At 67.3% G+C, this 23,716-nt stretch carries 20 protein-coding genes and 6 pseudogenes; 13 read left to right on the forward strand and 13 right to left on the reverse strand.

What is annotated here, in order from left to right:
- Positions 1 to 86: 86 nt before the first annotated feature.
- The 4 genes from OG289_RS48040 to OG289_RS48055 all read left to right on the forward strand — a co-directional run bounded on the left by OG289_RS48040 (position 87) and on the right by OG289_RS48055 (position 3,714).
- On the forward strand, positions 87 to 344 hold the full coding sequence (locus OG289_RS48040) for a phosphopantetheine-binding protein (protein ID WP_327320322.1): 258 nt from the start codon (positions 87 to 89) through the stop codon (positions 342 to 344).
- Between the two features lie 132 nt (positions 345 to 476).
- Positions 477 to 1,433 (forward strand): chlorinating enzyme, encoded by a 957-nt coding sequence (locus tag OG289_RS48045; RefSeq protein ID WP_327320323.1) that lies wholly within the window; start codon positions 477 to 479, stop codon positions 1,431 to 1,433.
- 138 nt (positions 1,434 to 1,571) lie between these two features.
- Positions 1,572 to 2,324 (forward strand): thioesterase II family protein, encoded by a 753-nt coding sequence (locus tag OG289_RS48050; RefSeq protein ID WP_327320324.1) that lies wholly within the window; start codon positions 1,572 to 1,574, stop codon positions 2,322 to 2,324.
- Positions 2,325 to 2,361: 37 nt separating this feature from the next.
- Positions 2,362 to 3,714 carry a cation:proton antiporter gene (locus OG289_RS48055; protein ID WP_327320325.1) on the forward strand — a complete coding sequence of 451 codons (1,353 nt, stop codon included), beginning with the start codon at positions 2,362 to 2,364 and terminating at the stop codon, positions 3,712 to 3,714.
- A gap of 77 nt (positions 3,715 to 3,791) precedes the next feature.
- Here the strand turns inward: OG289_RS48055 and OG289_RS48060 are convergent, their stop codons facing one another.
- Both OG289_RS48060 and OG289_RS49955 read right to left on the reverse strand, forming a co-directional pair.
- The gene (locus tag OG289_RS48060) at positions 3,792 to 3,938 is read right to left on the reverse strand and encodes a hypothetical protein (RefSeq protein WP_327321057.1); all 147 of its coding nucleotides are present in this window, start codon (positions 3,936 to 3,938) and stop codon (positions 3,792 to 3,794) included.
- 245 nt (positions 3,939 to 4,183) lie between these two features.
- Positions 4,184 to 4,434: pseudogene (locus tag OG289_RS49955) on the reverse strand (transposase); the annotation flags it as partial.
- Positions 4,435 to 4,437: 3 nt separating this feature from the next.
- Between OG289_RS49955 and OG289_RS48070 the strand changes: the two are divergent.
- Together OG289_RS48070 and OG289_RS48075 are read left to right on the forward strand one after the other, a co-directional pair.
- Positions 4,438 to 4,893 carry a recombinase family protein gene (locus tag OG289_RS48070; protein WP_327320326.1) on the forward strand — a complete coding sequence of 152 codons (456 nt, stop codon included), beginning with the start codon at positions 4,438 to 4,440 and terminating at the stop codon, positions 4,891 to 4,893.
- 40 nt (positions 4,894 to 4,933) lie between these two features.
- Positions 4,934 to 5,473, forward strand: a complete 540-nt coding sequence (locus tag OG289_RS48075; protein ID WP_327320327.1) for a hypothetical protein — start codon at positions 4,934 to 4,936, stop codon at positions 5,471 to 5,473.
- Positions 5,474 to 5,869: 396 nt separating this feature from the next.
- On the opposite strand, the pseudogene OG289_RS49960 reads toward OG289_RS48075, so the two are convergent.
- From OG289_RS49960 to OG289_RS48095, 5 genes and pseudogenes are all read right to left on the reverse strand, one after another.
- Positions 5,870 to 6,001, reverse strand: a pseudogene (locus tag OG289_RS49960) (IS5/IS1182 family transposase); the annotation flags it as partial.
- Between the two features lie 166 nt (positions 6,002 to 6,167).
- Positions 6,168 to 6,662 (reverse strand): annotated as a pseudogene (locus OG289_RS48080) (transposase); the annotation flags it as partial.
- A gap of 147 nt (positions 6,663 to 6,809) precedes the next feature.
- Positions 6,810 to 7,244: pseudogene (locus OG289_RS48085) on the reverse strand (IS5 family transposase); the annotation flags it as partial.
- Complete coding sequence (locus tag OG289_RS48090) at positions 7,241 to 8,086, reverse strand: putative RNA methyltransferase (protein WP_327320330.1); 846 nt, start codon at positions 8,084 to 8,086, stop codon at positions 7,241 to 7,243. The pseudogene OG289_RS48085 and the gene OG289_RS48090, both read right to left, overlap by 4 nt.
- Positions 8,087 to 8,379: 293 nt before the next feature.
- Positions 8,380 to 9,723 carry an IS630 family transposase gene (locus OG289_RS48095; RefSeq protein ID WP_327319710.1) on the reverse strand — a complete coding sequence of 448 codons (1,344 nt, stop codon included), beginning with the start codon at positions 9,721 to 9,723 and terminating at the stop codon, positions 8,380 to 8,382.
- Between the two features lie 176 nt (positions 9,724 to 9,899).
- Here OG289_RS48095 and OG289_RS48100 point away from each other — a divergent pair, with 176 nt between their 5' ends.
- The 3 genes from OG289_RS48100 (at position 9,900) to OG289_RS48110 (ending at position 11,407) form a co-directional block, all read left to right on the forward strand.
- Entirely contained in the window at positions 9,900 to 10,205 is a 306-nt protein-coding gene (locus OG289_RS48100) for an ArsR/SmtB family transcription factor (RefSeq protein WP_327320331.1), read from the forward strand.
- Between the two features lie 24 nt (positions 10,206 to 10,229).
- Positions 10,230 to 10,670, forward strand: coding sequence for a VOC family protein (locus tag OG289_RS48105; protein ID WP_327320332.1), 441 nt, complete (start codon positions 10,230 to 10,232; stop codon positions 10,668 to 10,670).
- Positions 10,671 to 10,828: 158 nt separating this feature from the next.
- Positions 10,829 to 11,407: a DUF6183 family protein gene (locus OG289_RS48110; RefSeq protein WP_327320333.1), complete on the forward strand. Its 579-nt coding sequence runs from the start codon at positions 10,829 to 10,831 to the stop codon at positions 11,405 to 11,407.
- Between the two features lie 161 nt (positions 11,408 to 11,568).
- On the opposite strand, the gene OG289_RS49965 is transcribed toward OG289_RS48110, so the two are convergent.
- The 3 genes and pseudogenes from OG289_RS49965 to OG289_RS49970 all read right to left on the reverse strand — a co-directional run bounded on the left by OG289_RS49965 (position 11,569) and on the right by OG289_RS49970 (position 16,234).
- Complete coding sequence (locus OG289_RS49965; protein WP_442819135.1) at positions 11,569 to 12,225, reverse strand: transposase family protein; 657 nt, start codon at positions 12,223 to 12,225, stop codon at positions 11,569 to 11,571.
- Between the two features lie 950 nt (positions 12,226 to 13,175).
- Positions 13,176 to 14,555 (reverse strand): IS1380 family transposase, encoded by a 1,380-nt coding sequence (locus OG289_RS48115; RefSeq protein WP_327313328.1) that lies wholly within the window; start codon positions 14,553 to 14,555, stop codon positions 13,176 to 13,178.
- Positions 14,556 to 14,886: 331 nt separating this feature from the next.
- Positions 14,887 to 16,234, reverse strand: a pseudogene (locus OG289_RS49970) (IS701 family transposase).
- 167 nt (positions 16,235 to 16,401) lie between these two features.
- Between OG289_RS49970 and OG289_RS48125 the strand changes: the two are divergent.
- Positions 16,402 to 17,460, forward strand: coding sequence for a hypothetical protein (locus OG289_RS48125; protein WP_327320335.1), 1,059 nt, complete (start codon positions 16,402 to 16,404; stop codon positions 17,458 to 17,460).
- Positions 17,461 to 17,797: 337 nt separating this feature from the next.
- On the opposite strand, the gene OG289_RS48130 is transcribed toward OG289_RS48125, so the two are convergent.
- The 3 genes from OG289_RS48130 to OG289_RS48140 all read right to left on the reverse strand — a co-directional run bounded on the left by OG289_RS48130 (position 17,798) and on the right by OG289_RS48140 (position 19,581).
- Positions 17,798 to 18,340, reverse strand: a complete 543-nt coding sequence (locus OG289_RS48130) for an SMI1/KNR4 family protein (RefSeq protein WP_327320336.1) — start codon at positions 18,338 to 18,340, stop codon at positions 17,798 to 17,800.
- 278 nt (positions 18,341 to 18,618) lie between these two features.
- Positions 18,619 to 19,272, reverse strand: a complete 654-nt coding sequence (locus OG289_RS48135; RefSeq protein WP_327321023.1) for a class I SAM-dependent methyltransferase — start codon at positions 19,270 to 19,272, stop codon at positions 18,619 to 18,621.
- A gap of 183 nt (positions 19,273 to 19,455) precedes the next feature.
- Positions 19,456 to 19,581 (reverse strand): hypothetical protein, encoded by a 126-nt coding sequence (locus OG289_RS48140; protein ID WP_327320337.1) that lies wholly within the window; start codon positions 19,579 to 19,581, stop codon positions 19,456 to 19,458.
- Between the two features lie 440 nt (positions 19,582 to 20,021).
- Between OG289_RS48140 and OG289_RS48145 the strand changes: the two genes are divergently transcribed.
- From OG289_RS48145 to OG289_RS48155, 3 genes and pseudogenes are all read left to right on the forward strand, one after another.
- Positions 20,022 to 20,774 (forward strand): hypothetical protein, encoded by a 753-nt coding sequence (locus tag OG289_RS48145; protein WP_327320338.1) that lies wholly within the window; start codon positions 20,022 to 20,024, stop codon positions 20,772 to 20,774.
- 592 nt (positions 20,775 to 21,366) lie between these two features.
- Positions 21,367 to 21,869: pseudogene (locus tag OG289_RS48150) on the forward strand (3-hydroxyacyl-CoA dehydrogenase family protein); the annotation flags it as partial.
- Between the two features lie 228 nt (positions 21,870 to 22,097).
- Entirely contained in the window at positions 22,098 to 23,678 is a 1,581-nt protein-coding gene (locus OG289_RS48155) for a serine/threonine-protein kinase (RefSeq protein ID WP_327320339.1), read from the forward strand.
- Positions 23,679 to 23,716: the final 38 nt, after the last annotated feature.

Genomic DNA, 23,716 nt, shown 5'->3' on the forward strand with positions numbered 1-23,716 from the left:
CGGCACACGTGCGATGTTGCTGCTGGCACAGGAGAAATCGGCAGGCGCGTTGAATCCCTGGAACAACCGACAGGAGAACGCAAGAGATGCCCGATGCACGCATCGCACCTGACGCGGCGACGATTCAGCGCCGAACGCTTGAGTGGGTCGCCGAAATCCTTGAGGAGCCGGAGGTCACTGAGGAGGACAACTTCCTCGACCTGGGCGGCCATTCCATGATTGCCCTGGTGCTGGGTGAGCGCGCCAAGGACGCCTTCGGAGCCGACTACGACCTCAAGACTCTGTTCGAAGGAACCCTGGCCTCGGCCGCTGCCGAGCTGGCCTCCCGCGTCGCCGGGAGCTGACGGCGACCGGGCGCTCCGGCGGAGAGACGGAGGTGCCCACGCCGGAGTCCAGGGGTGGTGCGGGCATCGATGCGCAGCCACTCTGCCATGGATGAGGCGGAACACCGTGACGCCACAGAAAGGACGGCTTGCATGACGACCAGTCAGGAAACCGACTTCCGGCTCAGCGCCGAAGAGCTCGCGAGGTTCGAAAGGGACGGATTTATCGGCCCGATCAAGATATTCGAACCGGAGGAGATGACGGAGCTGTGGAAGACCACCCGACGGCAGCTTCCCGACCGATCCCTGGCCATCTATCCCGACGACGCGCTCAGCAGCGGCACGAATATCTCCAACTACGACCGCCACCTCGATGTCGATCTGCTCTCCGAGCACATCATGAACCGGCGGATCGTCGACCGCGTAGCCTCCATCCTCGGACCCGATGTGCTCTGCTGGCGCACCGAGTTCTTCCCCAAGTACCCCGGCGACGAGGGCACTGACTGGCACCAGGCAGCCACCTTCGCCAACGCCAGCAAGAAGCCGCAGATCATGTGGCCGACGGAAGAATCGGAGATCCCCTTCGGCGGCACGATCACCGTGTGGACCGCGTTCACGGACTCCACAAAGGAGAACGGCTGTCTCCAACTCATGCCGGGCACCCATCGGGAGATGAACTACGACGAGTCCAAGGCCATGGACTACGATCCCGATGCGATCAACTCCCGCGAAAAGGAAGGGGTCAAGCGCGGATTCTTCGGGTACGACTACCGGCAACTGCAGAAGGATCCGAACTGGAAACCGGATGAGTCCCAGGCCTTTCCCCTGGTGATGAAGCGTGGCGAGTGCGTCATCTTCTGGTCCACTCTCATGCACGCCTCCCTTCCGCATACGGGGAGCAAGAAGGACTACCGTATGGGATTCGCCGCACGTTATGTGCCGACGAAGGTGAAGATATACCCCGACACGGATCAGGTCGCCGAATACGGCGGCGGCATCACGCTGGACAACTACGGGGCGGTGCTCGTCTCCGGCGAGGACACCTACGGGATCAACACGCTCGCCACGCACAGCCGCCGGGGCTATGCGTTCACTCCCCGTCGTTGGTGAGCCGGCACCGGGGTCCGGATCCGGAGCGGCTGACGAGGGCAACTCGTCGTGCCCAGCCGGTCGGCGACGGATCCATCCTCTTGGCCGCGCCTCCAAGACGTCGGCAAGGTGCGCATACCGTGAGTCGGAGGACATGTCGTGAGCCCAGTCCCGCTGGTTCTGCTGCACCATTCCGGTGGATCCGCCCAGGTCTTCCAACGCCTCGTCAGGGCACTGCCCCAGCAGATCGCGGTACATGTGCTGGAGCTCCCGGGCAGGGGGCGCAGATGGCGGGAGAAGTCCGTCGTCTCGGCACAGAAGGCCGCTGACGACCTTGCCGTGCAGGTCGCCGAGGCCGGGATCACCGGAAGATTCGCGATCTTCGGGCACAGCATGGGCGCCTGTCTCGGTCTGCTCCTCGCCTCGCAACTGGAGGCCACCTCGGGCGGTGCGTACTGCGACACGCTCTTCGCCTCGGCCGGCGCCGGGCCGTTCGGCGCCTACCCGCTGTTCGACGGCGATCCACAGGAGGCCGAGGAGCAGCAGATCCTGGACACCGCGGCCAGGTTCGGCGGGCTGTCACCGCAGATCCTGGCCCATGAACAGTTGCGGGAACGATCAGTCGAGTTGCTGCGTGCCGATTTCGCGGTGTGCGACGACTTCGTGCGGATGCATCGCAACACCGTGACGGAGAGCCGGATCGTGGTGTGCCACGGCACCGATGACTTCTTCACCGCCGAGCAACTGGACCGGTGGCGGCTCAGCACGACGGCCGGCAGCGAGGTCGTGTCCTTCCCGGGGGACCACTTCTACATCACGGACCATGCGGCGGAGGTGGCTGCAACCGTGTCCGCGATCTTGGGAACCGGTCCGGCGCTTTCGGACCGGTGCCGCAGCGTCGCGCAAGTGTAGTTCAGCTGGTCCCCGACTTTCGTGGAAGCGAGACGGCATGGCTGACGCACCACCCTTGGAATCGATCGTCCTGGCGGACATCGCGATCGTCCTCCTCGCGGGAACCGCGATGGTGAAACTCGGCAAACGGCTGCGTCAGCCCCCGGTCGTCGCCGAGATCACCGTCGGTCTCATGCTCGGCCCCAGCCTCCTCGGCCTGCTACCCGGGAACATCCCGCACAGGCTGTTTCCGGGTGAGGCCCTGCCCATGCTGTCGGTCATCGCTCAGGTCGGCCTGGTGCTCTTCATGTTTCTCGCCGGCCTGGAGCTCGATGTCGCTGTGCTGCGCGGCGATGGGAAATCCGTGAGCACCATCGCCGCACTGTCGATGGCTGTGCCGTTCGGCCTCGGTGCCGGGACAGCGGCTCTGCTGTACGGCCGGTACGCGCCCCACGCCGTGAGCCACGCAGTCTTCGTTCTCTACATGGGAACGGCCTTCTCCATCACCGCTTTTCCCGTGCTGGCCCGCATCATCCGGGACGGCGGGCTGTCCCGGACACGGATCGGCACCCTTGCCATGGCTTGCGCCGCGGTGTGCGACGTCCTGGCCTGGTGCCTGCTGGCCGTGGTCGTCGCTGTCGCCCAGTCCGACGGGATCGCTCAGTCCGCATCGGTCATCGCCTGGGCCGCCGCATACGGCGTGGCGATGTTCCTGATAGTCCAGCCGCTGCTGCGCCGCGTGGTCGCCTCTCTCGCGAGCCACGGAGACCACGGCATGCTGATGATCACAGTCGTGTCCGGGACGTTCCTCTCCTCGTGCGCGTCCGCTTGGATCGGCATCCACGCGATCTTCGGTGCCTTTGTGTTCGGAATGGTCATGCCTCGGGAGGCCCTGTCGGGGCTCCTCGGACAGGTGGCCGCCTCGGTGGAGAGGGTCTCCGGCCTGTTCCTGCCGGTCTTCTTCATCGTGACGGGGCTCTCGGTCGACATCGGGGCGCTCGGCTGGGCGGGGCTGTCGGTGTTGCTGCTGGTCGTCGTGACCGCCGTGGCCGGCAAGTTCGCAGGAGCCGCGTTTCCGGCGCGGCTGCTGGGCATGAGTTGGCGGGAGGCGGGCGCCTTCGGGGCGCTGATGAACACGCGGGGTCTGACCGAGATCGTCATCCTGGAAATCGGCCGTGAACTCGGGCTCATCAGCGGCCGGATGTTCACCTTGATGGTTCTGATGGCCCTGCTCACCACGGTCGTGGCCAGCCCAATGCTGCGCGCACTGCGTATGTGGTACCCCGACTCCGTGCCGCCGGTCGCGGGCGGCGTCTTGCCGCAGCCCTCCCGGAAGGGGCCGGACCACGTCAGCGAGGCCGGCACCTCGGGCCGTTCAACAGGGCACACAGCGGATCGGCCCAATCCCTGAGAGTGCGGAACGTGAGCTCTTGTCCGTTTCGTGGTTGAGGTTGGGGAAGGACCGCTGGTCGCGGGTGGGTGTGGCTCTCAGGCGTCGGGGCGGGCGAACAAGCCGGGTTCGGGTTCGATGAGGACGCCCGGGCTGACCAGGCGCTTCAGTTTGGAGCGGATGCCTTCGGTGTTCTTCGGGAGGATCGGCAGGTCGAGGGCCTGGCAGAGGTCGCGGGCGCGCATCGGCCGGCCCGCGGCGGCCAGGGTGGTGAGGATCTGCTGGTAGTCGGGGCGGTCCGGCTCGGTGGCGGGTGAGGGCAGCGGGAGTGTGAGGAGGGTCTTGCGGGTGATGCGCAGGTTCTCGCTCTCCGCGTCGAGTTCGCCGAGCTGCCGGGTGAGTTCTTCGATGCGGGCCCGGAACTGCCCGGCCTGGTCGGCGAGTTCGCGCTCGCGGGTTTCGATGTGTTCCAGGATGGCTTTGACCTGTGCAGCAGATCGTGAACGTCCTGGTCGGTGTCCTCGTCGCGCCAGAGGAGAAGTGGTACTTCACCGCTCCGGGCGGAGGCATGTCATGGGGCAGGAACTCCCACTGACAGCCCGTGCGGTTCTGGTAGAGGATCGCGTTCACGATCTCCCGCATCGCGTACTTCCCCTGATGCCCGCTGACCGACGGATGCCGGGCCTTCCATGCCGTGATCACGGGTTCGACGAGCTCCCACTGCTCATCGGTTTGGGCCACTCCGTGTCCGGCATCGTGGACCGGGCCGGCTTCCAGCGTCTGGTCTCCGAGGTAGGCCTGGACCACGTGGGCCTGGTGCTGGGCCGGGAAATGTCGCGTCTGGCCCGCAGTGGCCGGGAATGGCATCAGCTGCTGGAGCTGTGCGCGCTGTCGGGTGCTCTGCCGGCAGACCCGGACGGGGTCTATGACCCCGCCGAGCACAACGACCGGATGCTGCTGGGACTGAAGGGCACGATCAGCGAGGCGGAACTGCATCTGATCGAGCAGCGGATGTGGAACGGACGGATCGGCAAGGGCCGTCGCGGCGAGCTGGCCGTGCCACTGCCCGTGGGCTGTCTGCGCCGCTCGGACGGTCAGGTCGTGCGTGATCCGGACCAGCAGGTGCGGGCCGCGGTCCGTCCGGTCTTCGACCTGTTCGACCCGGTGACCCGCCGGAAGGCCAAGATCCACGCGCCGTAACTCTGAGCACGCCAAGACTGCGTGTTCTACGTTGTTCGACATGCGTGCGTCGGGACGGGGCTACCGCTATGTCGGGCCTCACCATGTGATCGCTGCCGTCAAGACAGCGGACGGTGGTGCCACGATCCGCACAGCCGCCGACTTCGCGGACTGGGTGGCAGCCCGGACCGCCGAGGAACTGGATGAGCCCTTCACCTTCGTCGTCGGCACGGACGGTGCTCTGCGGCTAGCCCCACGCCGCAGCGAACACGTCGCCTGCGCGGGCGGCGATCGGGTACTGGGCGCTGGCGAAATCAGCTTCTACCCCGAGGCCGGACGCTGGGCGGTGAATGAGGTCAGCAACCAGTCGACCGGCTACTGCCCGGACGTTTCCTCATGGCCGGCTGTCGCACAGGCACTGGACCAAGCCGACCTCGACCATCCGGGCTGCTTCACACACGCAGTGGTCTTCCGTCGGTGTCCCACCTGCCGGGAGCACAACATCGTGCGAGAAGGCCACTTCGTCTGCGTCTTCTGCGACGCAGACCTACCCCGGCGATGGAACGTCGATCCGAACGCAGACGACTCAGACGGGCCCTGATCTCGTCCGCCACAGCGCTGCTGGGCGGTGGGTGGAGCGGGCTCGGTCCCGGGTGGGACGCGTTGAGCGATGACCTTCCGGGTGGTGGCCAGATCCGCGAGTCGCGCTTCGGTCTCGGCGAGGGCAGCGGTCAAGTGCTCGATCTGGTCGCGTAGTTCGCCGGCCCGGGCCGTGGTCTCGTCGTGCTGGGCCTGGAGGTCTGCCAGGAGCTCGATGACGTTCACGCGGCCAGCCCGAGGGTGTCGCGTCAGGTGGGGGCGGGTGTGGTGAGGCGGCGAGTCATGTTCGCGACGGAAGCCCAGTGGACGCGTGAGGCGGAGGTGTCGGGGCGGTGGTCCTTCTCGTGGGCCAGGCGGCGATGCAACATCAATGTTCCGTTGACCTGCTCGACCACCCACGGAGGTCGCAGGACCCGGGATTTCCGGTCGCCGACCGCGCCACCCGGTCCTGCTTCCAGGCCGTGATCATCGGCTCGATCAACGCCCACTGCTCGTCCGCTAAGTCGATCGGGTACGGGTCTCGCTCCATGCCCCGCATCTGAACATGGGCATGTCCAGCAGTTGGCGCGCGACGATCTTTACCACGATCGAGCGATCACGAACCGAGGAAGATCGGACTTACTGACTTCGGCTCGTCAGGGTGAGGTCGGGTTGCCGAGGGCGAGGCCGGTGCCGGCTATGAAGCCGTCGAGGGTCTAGGGCCGGTACTGGAGTCGTTTGAGCCGGTTGCGGACGAGGGCCTCCAAGCGGTCCAGGGCGACTACGGCGAGGTTGGCCAGGCTGCGCTTGACGTGGGCCCACACGCCCTCGACCGGGTTCAGGTCGGGCGAGTAGGCGGGCAGCAGGAACACCGTCAGCCATTCCCGTGCGTCGATCAACTCTCGCATCGTTCGGGAGACATGGGTGTTGAGCCGGTCCCAGACCAACACGATCGGTGCCTTGATGAGCTGGTGGGTGCCGTCGAGCAGAGCGATGAAGTCGCGCTCGCTCATACTGCGGCGCTTGCCCTTGCCCGCGGGGTGGGCGATCAGCCGATGGCACAGCCGGGTCCGTGAGCCGGGCCGCATCGCAATCAGCCCGGCCACCGACAGCCGCCCCGAGCGGCGTCCACTCACCGTCACGACCGGGGTGTGTCCGCGTCGCCCCCAGGTGAGGCCTCGGGGCGGTCGGCGGGTGAAGCCTGGCTTGTCGTGGTCGGTGGCCGCGGGACTGCTGGTGGAGTCGACGGAGCCGCTCGACTTCGGCGGGATCGGCGTGGATGATCCAGGACCGTCGCTGGTCGGTGACCTGGTGGGCATCGACCCAGCCGCGTTTGATCCATCCGAAGAGAGTCACCCGCCCGTTGCGTGGCCCGCTGGCTCACCCCTGGTCTCAGTAGCGTCGCTCTCGCTGCGGCAGGTGGCGGCGCCGGTGTCCTTCTCCGGCCGGGACGTGTTCGTGGCGTGCTGGTGGGCCCGGTTGATCGTCGAGTCGACCGAGACCGTCCAGCCGATCGAGTCCGCCTCAGCGGTCAGCTGCCCCAGAACCGTGTCCCAGGTGCCGTCAGCCGCCCATCTGCGGTGGCGTTTCCACACCGTCTGCCAGGGTCCGAACGGCTCGCGTGGCAGATCTCTCCAGGGGATTCCGGTGCGGTACCGGTAGATGATCCCCTCGATGATGCGACGGTGGTCGGCGAACGGACGCCCTGCCTTCCCCGTGTTGCGGGGAAGGCAGGGTGCCATGCGTCCCCACTGCTCGTCGGTCAGCAGGCGCATGCGCCCGCTTGTGGTCACCGAGGCCGGTAGGCGGTGGCCAGCACGGAGACGGTGACCTGGTCGGGCAAGGGGCCGTCATCGTTCAGGTCTGCACGGCTCAAGTGGCGTGCGCTCGGCGTCATTCCAACCAGGTCGAGGGCCTCCTGCTTGGTCAAGGGCGTGGTGTACTCGACCTGTTCGGTAACGGCGGCCTCGAAGAAGGGATCCATCGCTCGGTGTAAGCGTTGTTCCTTGACCGGGTCGATCGTGACCATCGCAGGTACCCGGCCGCGCAGCTCGGCCAGGTGCCGCCTGGTAGGACGGAACACGATCAACCGGCCGGTCGGGCGCAGTACTCGGTGGAACTCGACAGGGTTGCGCGGGGCGAACACGTCCAACACGACCTCGGCCACTCCGCCGGCCAGCGGGAAGGGACGGAAGACGTCCCAGGCCGCCGCGGCGGCTCGTTCATGGGCGCGAGCCGCTGAGCGCAGCGCGCGCACCGACGTGTCCAGCCCCAGACCACGGGCGCCGGGCAGCTGATCGAGTACGCCGGCCAGGTAGTAACCCGTGCCGCACCCGACGTCCACAACCGTGGCCTGCTCAGGCGCGGAGTCGGCCGACAGGCGGGCAACGACTTTGCGGATGGGTGCGTACGCGTCGGTCGACAGGAACCGGTCCCGGGCCTGGGCCATGGCCGCGTCGTCGCCGCTGGTGGCACGGGTGCCCGTCAGCAGGCTGACGTAGCCGTGACGGGCGATATCGAAGGTGTGGCCTGCCGGGCAGCGCAGTGCGCCGCGGTCGGGGTGCAGTCTGCGCGTGCGGCACATTGGGCAGCGCAGCAGGTCGAGGGACAGGTCGAGGGCAGGGGGAAGCGACATGGGTACGAGGCACTCCTGGCAACGGTGAAGGGGAGAGACCGTGCCTGCACGCGCGCTCAGAACGTCACTGCCTCAGGAAAGAACGGGCAGGGCCGGAAATGTGGCTCACGCAGCAGGCGCACCAAGGAGGGCGACGCCGTCCGGCATCGCCCTCAACGCCTTCCGATTACAGGAAGCAGCAGTGTGGGGTGCTCATGAATGCCACGCCATGATTCTACGAGCTTCGGCGAAGCCCCTCATGCCGCTGATGTTGGGACACACGACCTAGTGTGCTGCGCCAGAAATCCTGAGGGTTAGTTCTGCTCTGTTTTCTGGCTGGCGGTTCCGACCTTGGTGAGGTAGTCGGCGAGGGAGTTGAGGATCTCGTCTGCGGTCTTGGTCCAGGTGAAGGGCCGTGGGTTCTCGTTCCAGGTGTCGATCCACGCGGTGATGTCATCCTCCAGGGCCTTCACGGACCTGTGCACGCCACGGCGGATGAGCTTGTCGGTCAGCAGGCCGAACCACCGCTCGACCTGGTTCATCCAGGAGGAGCCCGTCGGGGTGAAGTGGACGTGGAAGCGGGGGTGTCTGCCCAGCCATGTCTTGATCTCGGCGGTGTTGTGGGTGGCGTAGTTGTCACAGACGAGGTGGACGTCGAGCCCGGCGGGCACCGCCTTGTCGATCCGGACCAGGAACTTCTTGAACTCAATCGCACGGTGGCGGCGGTGGAGCTGAGATATGACGGTGCCGTCAGTGATGTTGAAGGCGGCGAACAGGCTGGTGATGCCGTGCCGGTAGTAGTCGTGCGTCCGGCGTTCGGGCATGCCCGGCATCATCGGCAAGACCGGCTGCGAGCGGTCCAGTGCCTGGATCTGGGACTTCTCGTCCACGCAGAGCACGACCGCCTTCTCGGGCGGATGGTGGTACAGGCCGACGACGTCGACGACCTTGGCGACGAACCGTGGATCGGTGGACAGTTTGAAGGAATCCTGCAGGTGGGGCTTGAGGTCGAACTTCTTCCAGATCCGGCCGATAGTCGACTTCGACAGGCCGGTGCGCTGGGCCATCGAGGCCCGTGACCAGTGCGTGTCCCTGTCCGGGGTCGACTCCAAGGTGGCCACGATGACCTCCTCGACCCGGTCGAGGAGGATCGAGGGCGGCCGGCCCGAGCGGGGCTCGTCATGCAGACCGTCGAGGCGTTCGGCGATGAACCGGGCCCGCCAGCGGTCCACGGTCGACCTGTCGATGCCGAGGTCGGCCGCGGCCTGCTGGTTCGTGCCGCCCTCCGCGCAGCGCAGCACGATCTTGGCTCGCAGCGCGAGGAACTGGGCGGTCTTCGCCCGCCGCGCCCACTGCGTCAGCTGTCTCCGCTCAGCCTCGTCCAGGACCAAGTCGGCCTTCGGCCGCCCGATCCAGCCGGCGTCCTCAAGCCCGGCCATCCGCTCTGCGGCGAAAGCTCGACGCCACTTGCCAACCGTCTTGGCCTGGACGCCAACGATCCGTGCAACACCTGCATTTGACATGCCGTCAGCGCACGCCAGGATGATGCGGGCCTTCTCGGCCGAGCGCCGGTCCGGCACTTTCGTCCGGCGCACCAACTCGGCACGCTCGGACTCGGACAGCGTGATCTCCACAGCAGAAGGGCCCGAATGCGACATGGCAACAGGGTAGTAAGTAACCCTCAGGATTTCTGGCGCAGCACACTAGTGCCGCGTCAGCGAACGTTCACCCTGTCGACGACGGGAGCTGGCCACCCCCCTGGATCGACGCCTGCATCGGAGTGGCTCGGCGCCTCGCCTTGAAAACAATTAGCGACTATGCTAAGGATTGCCAGGTGCACGGAGCCTCTGACGCTGCGCACTCGGCCGCCTACGACCGGGTCTTCGCCGCCCTTGCCCACCCGGCCCGTCGACGGATCTTGATCACCCTCCACTTCGAGGGAGGGTCGATGGGGGCGGGTGATATTGCGCGAATGTTCGAGCATGCCTGGCCGACGACCAGCCGACATCTGCAGGTGATGGAAGACGCCGGCCTGGTGACGCACGAACGCCACGGACGGACTCGGATCTACCGCATGAACCGACAACGTGTCGAGCTGGTCTCCGATTGGCTCGACCTCATCCGCGGGACGGGTTCGTAACAACCGACGCCATAAGGAAACGCCATGACCAGCGACGATCCAATCCTCAATGCGCCTTCCGAGAGTCATGACGCCGACGAACCAATTCTGTTCCGCCTCAATGTCGAGGTGGCGAACCTTGACCAGGCGGTCATGTTCTATTCGACTCTGCTCGGCGTGACTGGCCGCAGGCAAGCTGGCGCGCGGTGCTACTTCACCTGCGGTACGGTCACGCTCCAGGTCCTGGACGTCTCTGGCCATGGCACCGTCAAGCGGTTGCCGAAATCGCTGTACTTCACCGTTCGAAGCCTTGACGAGGTGTTCGGTCGCGCCCGGGAACTGGGGTGCTTGTCGGACGAGCAAGTGCACGGTGTATCTGGAGGCGAGATCGCCGTGCGGCCGTGGGGTGAGCGGTCCTTCTACGTCGATGACCCATGGGGCAACTCGCTGTGTTTCGTCGAAGCCGGGACGATCTACGAGGGATAGCCAGACACCTTCCATACGTCTGAGAACCCCACAATCGGAACTACTCGTCTAGCCTGCGTCGCACCAGGATTCCCTGCCCTCTACTCTCGGAGATGATCAGTAGCGGGAGTTGGCTCACGGGGGAAGGCGGCACATGGCGAGCGTAGAGACTGCTGAAATTGCCGGCGCCTTTCGATGCGGCTGCACGTCGGGCCGGCGCCGCCCACCGCGTCCGGGAGACAACGCCCGCGCATCTGGTCGACCTGATCGGCAGGCCGGCCACAGACGGCAGATGGGGCAACCACGAAGCACGGATCTTCGTCCTTGACGAGCCCGTCGCCCCGGAGAACCTGCCGGGAATCGTGAGCACGTTGCCGTTGGACTGCTTGCGGGGGCTGGGTGAGCAGGACCGGTTCGAGGGGGAGGCGTCCACGCTCGACTCGGTTTGGCTGACGTTGTTCATGACCGCCTCGGCAGGCGGATTCGGCTCAGCGGGCGTCCACGGTGCCTGGGGGCGTTTCAGCGCGTGGCTCTCCCTGGCGGGGCTCTGCGGAGCCGAGTACCCCGAGGCCAGCGCTTCCGAGGTTGAGGAGCTGGCCCGGGCCTGTACCTGGTACAGGTTCGAGGCCGACACCGAATGGTTCCACAACGACCTGAGCGACTACGGCATCGTCTCCGTCTCCCCCGACGGCCGCCGTACTTGCCGCGATGGACACGGACTGAACCATCCCGAGCCTCAGGCCGATCCCATCCGCTAACGCGGCGGCAAGTTGGAGGAGTTCCGGCGACGCCCTGGGCGCGGCTGTGGGGGTGGAAGCGGGGGAGAAGGTCTCGACGAGGCTGACGCAGCGGGGTGCGCCGATACGGCGGGTCAGGAGCAGGGACTGGGTGGCGGCGGCTGCGGCGGGCTCGGGTTCCTTCAGGTCGAGGAAGCTGGCGGCGCGGTAGGCGAGGAACATCCCGCGGGTCTTGTCCCGGGCGACGGGCAGCAGGCGTTCGCCCTCGGCGATGAGCTGGTGGGCGACGCCGGTGTCACCGAGGTCCACCAGCGCCTGGCTGGAGTCCACGGCGAGATCGGCCTCGGACACTTTGCGTGTCGCGTACTCGTCGACGCCGACCACTCTCGGGGCTGGCACATCCGGTTCGGGCAGCGAATCGACGAGCCGCAGCACCGTGCTGCGGCTGACTGACACCCCAAAGACGCCAGCCATCCGAGCTCCCCCCGGCCGGCCAGGGCGAGGCCGACCGCCGCCAGCGTCGAACGCAGACGCTCGGTCCACCGGCCGTACCTCCGGGTCAATCCCGGCACCTGCTCAACGACCATCCGTCGCCCGCACGAAGCGACCGGGCAGGCGAAGCGGCGGACCCGCAGACAAAGCACCACCCGGCACCCCGCGCTGGGAACATCCGCAGGAAACCGCAGGTAGGAACTATGAACCCGGATCGACCAGTTCCCGCAGCCCGAACACGCCGAACCGGTCGTTGTGTTGCGGGCCTCGACTCGCATCGTCTCGTTGCTCACGTCCACCGACACCACCGACACGTCCGCGATCGAGGGGAACAGCAACTCCTCCATCCGGAGGGCCACTTCTTCCACGATCCCGAACTGTCAAGTACCCGAGGTCACTACTGATCACTTTCGGGCGACTTTCAGGAGCCCAATGCGACCACGAACCGTGACTCAGGGTGCGCAGGTCACGGAACTTGAGCCAGAGCCGAAACTCGTGAACATTCCGGCCAGGCTGCTACCGCCAACCGCCTCCCGAACCGACGGAGAAGTGCTGCCCGTTCTCGTGAACGGAGCCACACGGTCAACGGAGTCCGTCGTCCCTGCTGGTACCTCAATGCTGTGGTCAGTGCGTTGAGAAGGAGCCGCTCAGCACACGACCTCGTCAGGGGGGAGACCAGGGAATCGCCGCCTTTTGAAGCTGCGTAACTGGGCCGCGCCCCGGCGAGAGGCTTTACCCGTTAGCGGAAAGCCCCTTAGCCGACAATCATGCAGACTTCCCGAGTGCAAGTGATGTAGCCGTTTGAGCCTTTGCCGCAGATGTACGTGGCAGTCCAGCACTCCGCGCCACTGAGAAACTCCACGCTGGGCGCATTGTGTCCCGTGCCATCGGTGGGCTGCCCACCGGATGGGTGGACACTGATCTTGATCTGAATGCCCTGTGATGCGGACCCATCACGAGAGCTCATGCTCTGAAGCCGTGCGTGGGCAGCGTCCTGTAGCGCCGACACATGCTCGCTGATCTCGTTGACAAAACTTGAGAGCTCGTCAGAGACAGTCTCGGTCCTCGGCTTCGATTGTAGATTCTGCATGAGCCCTCCAGATGCTTGCGGATTTGCCTCCATAGCCTCGATCGTTCATGAGTCCTCGTCGGTTCGCTGACGGGGACTCCGCGTTTGTGTGGTGCGGTCTTTTCGGGGTTGGGGCAGGGCGAGGGTCCGGCTTTCGCGTCGGATGGGCGCCGGGTTCCACTTCGCCGGTGTGGTGGTGCGGGTCGTCGGGACGGTCGATGTGGCTGGTCAGCCGGGGTTCGGCAGGGCGTGGAGCCTGACGATCGCGTGGCTGATGACGGCGGTCCAGGGCCATCGGGTGGGCAGGCGGAGCCAGCGGCGGCGGCCGGTGTTCACGAGCTGCGCGGGGGCGGAGAACAGCCGCAGCCGGAGCTTCTTGGGCTCCCAGCGGCGGGCATCGCCGCTCAGTGCGAGCATCGGCATCCAGGCGAGGAGGTCGAGTGCGAGGGAGACGATCTCCAGCCAGATCCGGTTTTGTGCCGTGTCGTGCAGGGGCAGATTGCGCAGGCCGGTGGCGCGGGCGCCGCGGATGCGGTCCTCGCAGCGGGCCCGCCTGCGGTGACGCAGTTCGAGGTCGGCGAGCTGGCCGCCTTTGGTGTTGGTCGCGAAGCAGGTGAGCCGCAGTCCGTCGAGGTCGGTGAAGCGCAACTGTGCCCCGGGGTGCGGGCGTTCCTTGCGGACGATCAGCCGCATGCCCTTCGGCCAGGTGCTCAGGTCGGGCATGTCGGTGATCTCTGCGACCCAGGCTCCGGGCCGTTCGGTGCCGCCCGCGTCGTAGGCCGGTGTCCATGCCTTCTTCGGGATCTTCAGGACGGCCTGGTGGATGGCGTCGGTGATGGTCATTCCGACGGAATACGACAGCCACCGGCCGCGCCGGGAGAGCCAGTCGAGGAAGGCGTGGGTGCCGCCGCCGGAGTCGGTGCGGATCAGCGTCTGCCGTCCCCGCCGCAGGCGTTTGGGCAGCTGGGCCAGGGCGAGTTGGGCGGTCTCGATGTGATCGGCGGCGGTGTTGGAGCCCGCGTTGCCGGGCCGCAGCAGGGCCGCCACCGGCTCTCCGGACCCGGCTGGGCCGTGGTCGACGAACGCGACAAGCGGGTGATGGCCGAAGGTCTTCTTCCAGGTCGCGGTGGCGTCTTGTTTCTCGGAGTGGGCGAGGACCAGCACGCCGTCGATGTCCACGATCACCTGGCCGTCGGCGGCCGGACTGCTTGCCCCGGCCAACTCCCAGACTCGCTGACGTACTTCGGAACGCGCGCCGCGGATCGCTGCAAGAGCTTTCGGGCCGGACGCGGCGAGCGCGTCGACGAGGCGGGAGACGGTCGGATCGGAGGCCACCGGGCCGAACACCGCCGGCTCGGCCCGCAGCATGCCGACGTCGGCCAGACAGTCACCGCCGAGTGCGACGGCCAGCGCCACATCCAGCAGGATCTTGCCCGGATCGTGCACGGCCCGCCGCTTGCGCCACGGCGCCAGCGACGCGGATATCGCGGTGTCCAGGCCGGACCTGCGGACCGTCTCGACCAGCAGCACGGCCCCGGCCTGGGCAACAACTCCACGGCCGCCGCCCTCGACACGGACACGCGGGTACGACCCGCTACTCTTCTTCACCTGGAGAGTGCTTCTTTCCTTGCAGTGACAGGACCCTCGACAAGTCCCATCGTTGCAGGTCAGCAGCACTCTCCATTTATTTGATCAAGACTCGGACAGACCCACTCGCGAAAGCGCGAGGATAGTGATCGGCGGAGCGATAGGCCCAGGGAGGACGCTGGCAGTTGCCGCCAAAAAGCACTCAAATGGCTGTCACATTCCGCCGCTGGCGGGAACGTGAACCGCTCCGGGTCCGATGGAGGCTCCGGACTGTCCCGAATTGGGTGGAGTCAAGTTGCTTGGTTTCAAGCTACTGGCGGGGCTAGGACTGACACGGCAGCTGTAGTTCTGGTCATGGCTGGTCCTGAAGAGCGTGTCGGCGCTGGTGGCAGGCTCGTGCGATGGCTTGATGGCGGCGGCGCCAGGCCATCCAGTGCAGGATGTGTCTCGCGTCCCGGACTGGTGGTGTGAGGACGAACGCCCGGAGGAATCGGACGGGTTCGGGGCAGGACAACGGGACGAGATGGGCTGGTCCGGCAGGGCTGGCCGTGGTCGTGGCAGCGGCGGTCAGGGCGAGGACGGCGGATGCGACAAGGGAGAACAGCGACCAGCGCATCCAGTAGTTCCAGCAGTCCACCTGCCCTTCGTCCAGGCCGGTGAGGGTCTTGCCGAGTTGGAAAGCCTCCTCGATCCGCCACCGTCGGCAGATCACTTCCACCAGCTGGGCGAGGGTGACATCTTCGGTCGACCAGCAGCGGAAGAAGGAGATCTCGCCGGTGTACCGGTGCCGGCGGGCGACCAGGACGCTGGTGCCGTCGTCTTCGTGTCCGTCGGGGGCATCGTCCGCACGGACATCGAGCCAGGCCCAGTCGTACTCGCGGGTGCCCTTCGTTCCGTGTGCCGGTCTGCATGCGCATCCACTGGTGCGGCAGCACCTTGTTGATCATCTGGCGGGCCTTCCACCTGCGGCCCGCTCCATCCCTGATCGTGTATGTGTGGGACACGCCGACCGCGTAGCCGAGCCCGAAATCCCTTATTTTCCTGCGGAGTTCGCGACCCGAATACACATCGTCACCGGTGAACCAGCGTGCCCGGACACCCAGCTCGAGCGCGTTTTTGACCATGGCGGCGGTCTGCTGCAGGTTCGTCGCGAACATGATCCCTTCCGGGACGCCGGCTGCTTCGCGGCGCTCCTCGTCCGCAGCCCAGTCCTTCGGGAGATATAGGGACCGGTCGATCACCACCCGCACCGACTCGGTGACCGCGGCCAGGTGCACGGCGACCTGGCACAGTCCGACGCTTTTGATCGCGCCGGAGTACTGGCGGCCGGCGCCGACGCAGTCGGCCGAGGACTTCGCGTCCCCGGTCTCGTCCGCGACCAGCACTGCCTCCTGGCCCGCGAGCTCACGCACGACCAAGCGGGCGATCTCCTCCCGGGCCTGGTCATGGTCGAACCTCGCCCGTGACAGCAGGTGCTGCAGCCGGTGCGGGCCTGGATGCCCCAGCGCCTCAGCCAGCGTCCAGCAGTTGCGCGTGTCCACCTCCGTCAGTAGCCCTGTGATCATCTCCGCTGCCGTCGCACGTGTCTCACGTCGCGCGAAGCAGCCGGCGATCGCATCCATCGCCACCCGGAACACCTGGTCCCAGGCAGCCTGGGCTATCGCGGCCTCCACGGCCACGTGATCCTGAAACGTCGTCACAAACGTTCATGATCAAGGTGGTCGTTGTCCTTGGACAACGAAGCCAGTCGCCCTGACATCCAATCGAGGCGTTTGACACCGAACCCAGGCGGCGCTGATCTTTGCCATCCAGCCGAGTCGTCGCAGATCAGCCGACCGTGTCAGTGTCCGGTCGCATACTGACGCCCATGCAGATATCGGCGTACACACTCAAGCGGGCCTGGCACCAGGTGTCTGCGGGCTCTGACGTGCTCGACGACGCGATGCTCCCGCCCATCGGCACCTCACCCGACCAGTACGAGCAGCACGTGGGCGAGTCGCACGGTCGTCTGTTCCTGGTCCTGGACGACGACGGCACGGTGCGCGGCCACATCGGTCCCTATCGGGAGGTCTTCGTCACTCAGGACCTGGATCAGGTGCTGTACTTCGCCGCCGAGGACGCGGTCCGCAAGCTTGCCGAGCACATCGCGGCCCGGTCCCCGGGTCGCGGCCCGGTGGCCAATCTCGTGTCCGGTCAGGCCGAGCTGCTGGACCGGATCAACCTCGCCTGGGGCAGCCGATTCCGCAACGGCGGCATGGACGGTACGCAGCCCTCCGCTGCGTGCGGGCGCGACCCGCTGGAGCGCCTCGCCTGGATCGCTGGCAGCTGGCGCGAGCAGGACCCCTACACCCACCTCGCCTTCTTCCGCGGCGAGAGCATCAGCGCCGAACAGATCGCCCTGCTCCACGGAGCCGACCCCGCACAGATCGCCGCCGGGACCCGTCTTGCGGATCTGCGCAGCATGGACGGCGGGACCTTCGACTACTGGGACATCGTCTGGGAAACCTGCTGCTACGGGCAGGCCGGCGACTGGGCGTTCCTGATGTACCACGAGACCCCCGGCTTCGGGCCCGACCTTGAGGCTCTCGCCCGGCTCGGTGTCACCGAGGCGGTGCACCTGAGCGCCACCTCCGCGAAGGCCATCTACACCTTCGACTACTTGCGCGACGGCCGCCGTATCGACGACGACTGGGGCGTCCTGGAGCTGATCTGGTACGACCGAGGCCGCGCCCCCTACTTCCGAGGTGGTCAGCTCGACTTCCTCAACCAGGCCATACGCCGTGCCGAATTGGACCACCCCGAACTCACCAGCGAGTTCGAGCTGTACTTCCACGCCCTGGAGGACGCTTTCGACCTCCAACTACCCCGGCAGGACATTCAGGAGGGGGCGGTCCGGGCCGCGCAGTGGACACGCCGCAACAGTTGACAGTTCCATCCTGAGAGCCGGCCGAGGGCCGTGGCCTCTCATAGCAGCCCGCCTGCCCGCGCGCGTGGTCCCGCCTCGACGGCTGCACAGACATGAAGGGCACAAGGCAGCGATCCAGGTCTCTCAAGTCGTCTACTGCTCCCATAAGTTGACATAGAACGTACGCCTGCGTCACCACACAGCAGCGATCACTCCCGAGCAGCCGGGCCTGAAACGCCACGTTCGGCACGATCGCTTTGATGGCTTTGTCCATGAGAACGGACAGCGAATGTTCACCACTTCGGGAGGCACCAACGATTCGAACGGTCCGCGACCTGGGGTGCACAGGACGGCCCGCTCAGTCCCACCATTCGTTGCCGGTGTGCCAGCGCCGCACCCACTCCTCGAAGCCCCATGCCTGGTCGCCAGGCGCCGGGATGGCGCCGACGTCAGCGATCATCCACACCTCGCCGCGGCGGGGGCCGGTGGTCAGCAGGAGCCAGAACGACTGCCCGTCTTCGGACCCGAGAACGACGGACCCCTTGTTGAATGCGGCCTCGATCCGCGAGTCCTCGGCGTCGGTACTCTCATCGTCCTCCCAGGGCCAAGCCGACTCCAGAGGGAACGGTTCTCCTGGCTGTCGCGGGCCGAGGTCAGGCCACGTGTCGGGCAACCAGCCGAGCGGCTGGAGACCGCCGTCGCCGGCGGGTCCCAGGCTGGACCCGTTGCTGATCTCCGCGATGAAGGTCCTGTACGGCTCCGGGAGGACCACCCCGTGCTCCTGCTCCCACTCCCCGACGGCTTTATGTCCGAGCGCTGGCTCGCGCCATTCCAGCGGAAACGCAGAGCGCAGGAAGTCGAGGGTGGTTTCGGCGGGACGCTGATCATGTGTGTCTGTCACAGCAGCATGCTGGCACGAGGGGCTGACAAGCCCATCGCGGCCGCCTCACCCCGGAGTCCCGCGCCGCCCCAAGTCATGAACATCGAACAGAGCCGGGGGCAGATGCCTCCCGAAGTGGTGAACATTCGCTGTCCGTTCTCATGGACAAAGCCACTTTGACAGCCAACACAGTCCACACAGGTCGGAGGCTTCGACCGGACTAGATTGACTGTCAACGTACAGCCATACCTGTGCCCGCACCCGACCCCGTAAGCCGCCGACCAGCACAGACGCCGGAACTACAACTGCCGTGACTGACGGCGCGCGAAAAGGACCGCCCCTGGGAGGCGGTCGTCGGGGTCGAGCAGTATCTGGGCCTCGACCGTGAACCCGGCATCGCGTAGCCAGGCCGCCACTTTGTCGGGCTGGCGGCGGTGGACGTAAACGTTCATCGGGTGACCGCCGTAGCCCTGCGTCTTCAGGCGTGACTCGTTGCCGACGTGAAAGCCGAGCAGAAGTGGTGCGCCGGGACGCAACACCCGCCGGAAGTGCCCGAAGACCGTGGGGACGGCGTCGTCGGGGATGTGAATCAACGACCAAAAGGCGAGCAGGCCGGCGACTGAAGCATCGGTGAGGTCGAGGTCCGTCATCGAGCCCACTTCGAACCGCAGGCGAGGGTGGTCACGCCGAGCGACGTCGATCATCACGGGGGAAAGGTCGATGCCGAAAGCATCCACACCCAGCTCGTGGAGGTGAGCGGTGACATGTCCAGGCCCGCAGCCCACGTCCGCCACCGGTCCACCGCCAGCGGCGTGCACCAAGTCTGCGAACAACGTCAAAGTCGCCCGAAGATACGGTTTCTCGGCCAGAGCCTCGCGTATTTGGTCGGCATAGTTAACCGCGACCGTGTCGTAGGAGGTCCGGGTGTCTGCCAACCAGCCGTCCGTGCTCATGGCCCGACACAGTAGTCGAGTGATCAGGATGACGATCCAGATCAACGATGAATCAGGCCAGGCCACTTGAGACGGACCGGATCCTTCGAGATGGGACAGTCGGTCATCTGCGCCTCGTTGCGGGGTGCCGTCGGGCGGTCTGTCGTTCAGGGCTCCGTCGTTCTCGTGATTGGCCGGGAATGATCACGCGAGTCCGAGGGTCGCCAGCGGCCGGGCCATGTCTCGCCCGTGATGGCGCAGGCCCTCGGCGATGTTCGTCTGGTCGGCAAGTCGGAGAGCGCCGATGGCCAGGTTGCGCAGGGATGCCATCGCGCGGGGAGCGGTGCCGGTGCGTACGCGGGGAATTGTCCTCGGCGAATGTGGTGTCCCTGACGTGTTGGATCTTGTTCTCGATGTCCCGGTGGTCGCGGACGCGGCGGGCGATCTCGGTTGCCTCAGCCTGTTCCGCGGTCAGGTCGGTCACGCCGTGGACGCGTTCCGGCAGACATGTCAACGGGTCTGGGGCTACGGCGGGTTGTGTCTCGGCGCCGTCGGCAGCGACGCGCCGGATTCTCGCGGGCCGATCCCGGCAAATGCCCTCGTATCACCATCGGGACCACGGGCGGGGTTACCGCGGTCACCCACTGCTGAGGCCTACGTGAAACCACGTAGACCACTACGGGACTTGGGGCCGCAACGCTGCGATCGCAAGCCTGCGGGGGGATGATCCCCGTGACAGAGAAGCCGCGAGGTACGCAGGGGGGGTGGACATGTCGGATGCCCGCAAGGGCCGGTCGAGACGGGCCCGTATCGTCCTGGTCGTGTTCCGCCTGGCCATGGCGGTGGTGATCGTGCTGTTCGCTTGGCGGACGTATGAGGAGATGGCCATCGCCAACGCCCGTTCCTCGGGAAACCTGGAACCGGCGGACGCCACCGTCGTGGATGTGACTGAAGATCGTAATGAGTCGCTCGGCGGCGCAGGCCAGGACCGCACCTCAGAGACGTTCGTCTGGTACGAGGTCACGTTCGAACTGCGGGTGAACGGCGAGCTGCAGTCCGTGAAGGGCGGCGGCGACAGGGTGCTGAACGTGGGCGACCATGCCCGGGTCGGCCTGTGGCACGGGTACGTCGTCGAGCTCGAGGGGTACTACGTGTGGCGAGGGTGGCACAGCGGCCTCGGAGGCAACACCCTTCTCGTGTTCTACCCCCTGGCCATGGGCTACCTGATCACCCTGGCGGTGGCGGCACGCATCCGGATGGCGGGCCTGCGCGGCGTTGATGACAACTTCGTCTTCGACATTGTGCTCGGCTTCATCGTCGGAATGGCCACGATCCTCCCGCTGGCCCTAGTCCCCGCCGCCCTCGGCACCGACCATCCCCGGTTCTGGCCGCTCATCCCGGTGGCCACCGGCACCACGGCCGCCTTGCTCCTCATGCGCAGGCAGCTCCGGCGCCGGCAGAGCAAGGCAACCCGCGCCGAGACCGACGACACCGATGCCGAGGGCTCGCCCGCTCGGCCCTGAGCGCCGTGACGGAGGTGGTGGTCAGCTGTCCGGACCCGCGGCGAGCCTCCGTGAACGTCGTCGCGCCGGACATCGAGGAATTGAACATGTCCAATTGATGAGGATGGGAGCCATGGGGATGGTGGAAACGTACGGGCCGCATCTGGATCCGCGCCGACCACCTCCCGCGCCCGGCGGGAGGTGGTCGCACCTGGCGACCGGGGCGGACCTGGCCTTCATGGCGCAGCTCGTTGTCGCGGGAGCGGTCTTCCTCGCCACCGCCGCCATGCGCGATGACCACGGCCTCGGCTTCGCCGGTGGCGCCCTTGCCCATGCGCCCGGGTGCTCTTCCTCGTGGTTCTCGCCGGGTATCTGCACTGGCTGCTGTTCAGCCTGCCCGCCATGGCGCCGGCCCGGCTACTGGCGGCTTCATCCGCAACACCGGCCCTGCGAGCGTCGTCGGTGCCCCAGGCCTGAGCGTGCCGATGGGTATGGCCCTCAACGGTCTGCCGGCCGGCCTGGAGATCGAGGCTCTGCCCGGAGCCGACCGGGCCCTGATCGGACTGGGAATCACCGTCGAATCGATCCTCGGCTGACCCCCAACCGCCGGCCGCTGGCGACCAACACCAGTTCCCTGTCGGTGACCGAAGTCGCCGCGGCTCTACGGCGTCCGGGATGGTTCCTGGGGACGCACTTCCCGTGGCCGTCTCCGCGCTGGTCGAGCTGGTCACCGGTTCCGACGCCACCGCGGAGACCCTGAAGGCGGCGGTCGCATGGACGCACGCCCTCGGCAAACAGGAAGTCGTCGTGAAGGACTCGCAGGAATTCGCCAGCAGCCGCCTCGGACTCGCCCTCGGCCCGGAGGCGATCCGCATGGCCGAGGAGAGTGTCGCCGAGTCGGAGGCCATCGACACGGCCATGCGCCTGGGCTACGGGTACCCGATGGGACCGCTGCGCCTGACCGACCTCGTGGGTCTTGACGTACGGCTGGCCGGCGCCGAGCACCTGCACTCGACGATCGGGGAGCGGTTCGCCCCACCCGGGCTGCTGCGGGACAAGGTCGCTCGCGGCGAGCTGGGCCGCAAGACCGGTCAGGGGTTCTACCGATGGACGTGACGGAAAGGGAGGCCACCAGTGTCCAGGAGGAGAGACCAAGGGGCCAGGAGAACAGGTCCAGGGGCCAGGCGGACGGGCACCCCGGCCCGTACGGAGTGGGGTACGGCGTCAGCGGCGCCGTCGCCGTCATCGAGCCCGGCCGACCGCGTCCACCAGGAACTGTTCCACGCCGGCGACGTTCCGCCCGCCCGCCCCACGGCCCACCAGGAGAGGGATACGCACGACCGCATGCTGGAGCTGGCGGGGGAGAAGACGGAGACGGCCGGGGCATATCGGCTGTTCGCCGAGCTGGGGCAGGGCGGCATGGGCCGTGTGCTCCTCGGGGCCGGGCCGGACGGGCGGCTGCTCGCCGTCAAGCAGATCCATGCCGAGTACGCCGACGAGGACGGCTTCCGGGCCCGTTTCCGGCGGGAGGTCGCGGCCTCGCGCCGGGTCTCAGGGGCCTGCACCGCGCCCGTCGTGGACGCGGACCCGGAGGCCGAAACACCCTGGCTGGCCTCGGTGTTCATACCCGGTCCCACGCTGAGCGGGGCCCTGGACGAGATCGGGCCGCTGCCCGAGGAGGCCGTACGGCGGCTGGCCGCCGGGCTGGCGATCGCGCTCGCCGACATCCACGGGGCCGGGCTGGTCCACCGTGACCTCAAGCCCTCGAACGTCCTGCTGGCCGAGGACGGCGTACGGGTCATCGACTTCGGCATCGCCCGTGCCGTCGCGGGCGGCACCCGTATCACCCACACCGGCTCGCTCATCGGCTCGCCCGCCTTCATGGCGCCCGAGCAGGCGAGCGGCGGCCACATCACCTCGGCCACCGACGTGTTCGCGCTCGGGTCCACCCTCGTCGCGGCCTGCACGGGGCGGCCGCCCTTCGCCGGGGAGTCCGTACCGAGGCTGCTGTACGCGATCCTGCACGACGAGCCAGACCTGGCCGCCGTACCGCCGTCCCTGCGCGGGATCATCGCGCCCTGCCTGGCCAAGGACCCGTCCGCGCGGCCGGCCCCGCAGGAGCTGCTCGCCACGATCGGGGCCCTGGCGCCGACGGCCCGGCCGTGGCCGGGGGCGCTGGCGGCACTGACCGCGGCCCAGCGGGCCGAGGCCGAGACCCTGGCGGCGCGGCTGCCGGCCGCCCCCGCGACGATGGCCGCGGCTGTCCCCGGCGCCGCCCCGCTCCGCCGGGGACGGTGGCGCCGGCCGCTCGCCGCGGCGGCGGCCGCGGCGACGGTCGTTGCCGTGTCGGGCACCCTCGCACTGACCGCCGGGCGGCCGTACGCCATGGACCTGTACCACTCCCTCGGGCTGGGGACCGTACCCCTGTCGGAGCTCGAGGACCGGTTCCAGGCGAGGGCCCTCGACTGCTCGGACATCAGAGGCGAGATGGACGTTCCCATCGGGTTCGGCCTCTCGGCAGGAGGCGGGATCGACCGGCGCGGCGGGACCTGGGCCGGGCCCGACAACCTCTGCGTGTGGACGACTTCGCCCGTGGGGACCGAGGGCTTGGCCACAATCTCCGTGCACTGGTATCTCCACCTCACCGGCGAGGGCGAAGGGACGGGCGCCGAGCAGGCCTACCGCGCGCTCGAACAGCTCAGGGCCCGCGGCGGGACCCGGGACGAGCCTGCGCTCGGCTTCGGGGACGAGGGCCTCTGGCGGAACAGCGCGGAGGAGGAGTTCAACTGCGCGCTGTCAGTGCGCGATGGCAACCTGAGGGTGTCCGTCGAGGTGGCCGGGCAGCGCTATTGGAGGGACGACGGCTGCCAGGCCCTGGCGAAGCAGGCCGCCCGGACCGCCGTGCGGGTGCTCCCGAAGCGCTGACGGGGACTCCGGCGCCTGACGGGCAATGATGAGGGATG

The sequence above is a fragment of the Streptomyces sp. NBC_01235 genome, from assembly GCF_035989285.1.
In the GTDB taxonomy this organism is placed as follows: domain Bacteria; phylum Actinomycetota; class Actinomycetes; order Streptomycetales; family Streptomycetaceae; genus Streptomyces.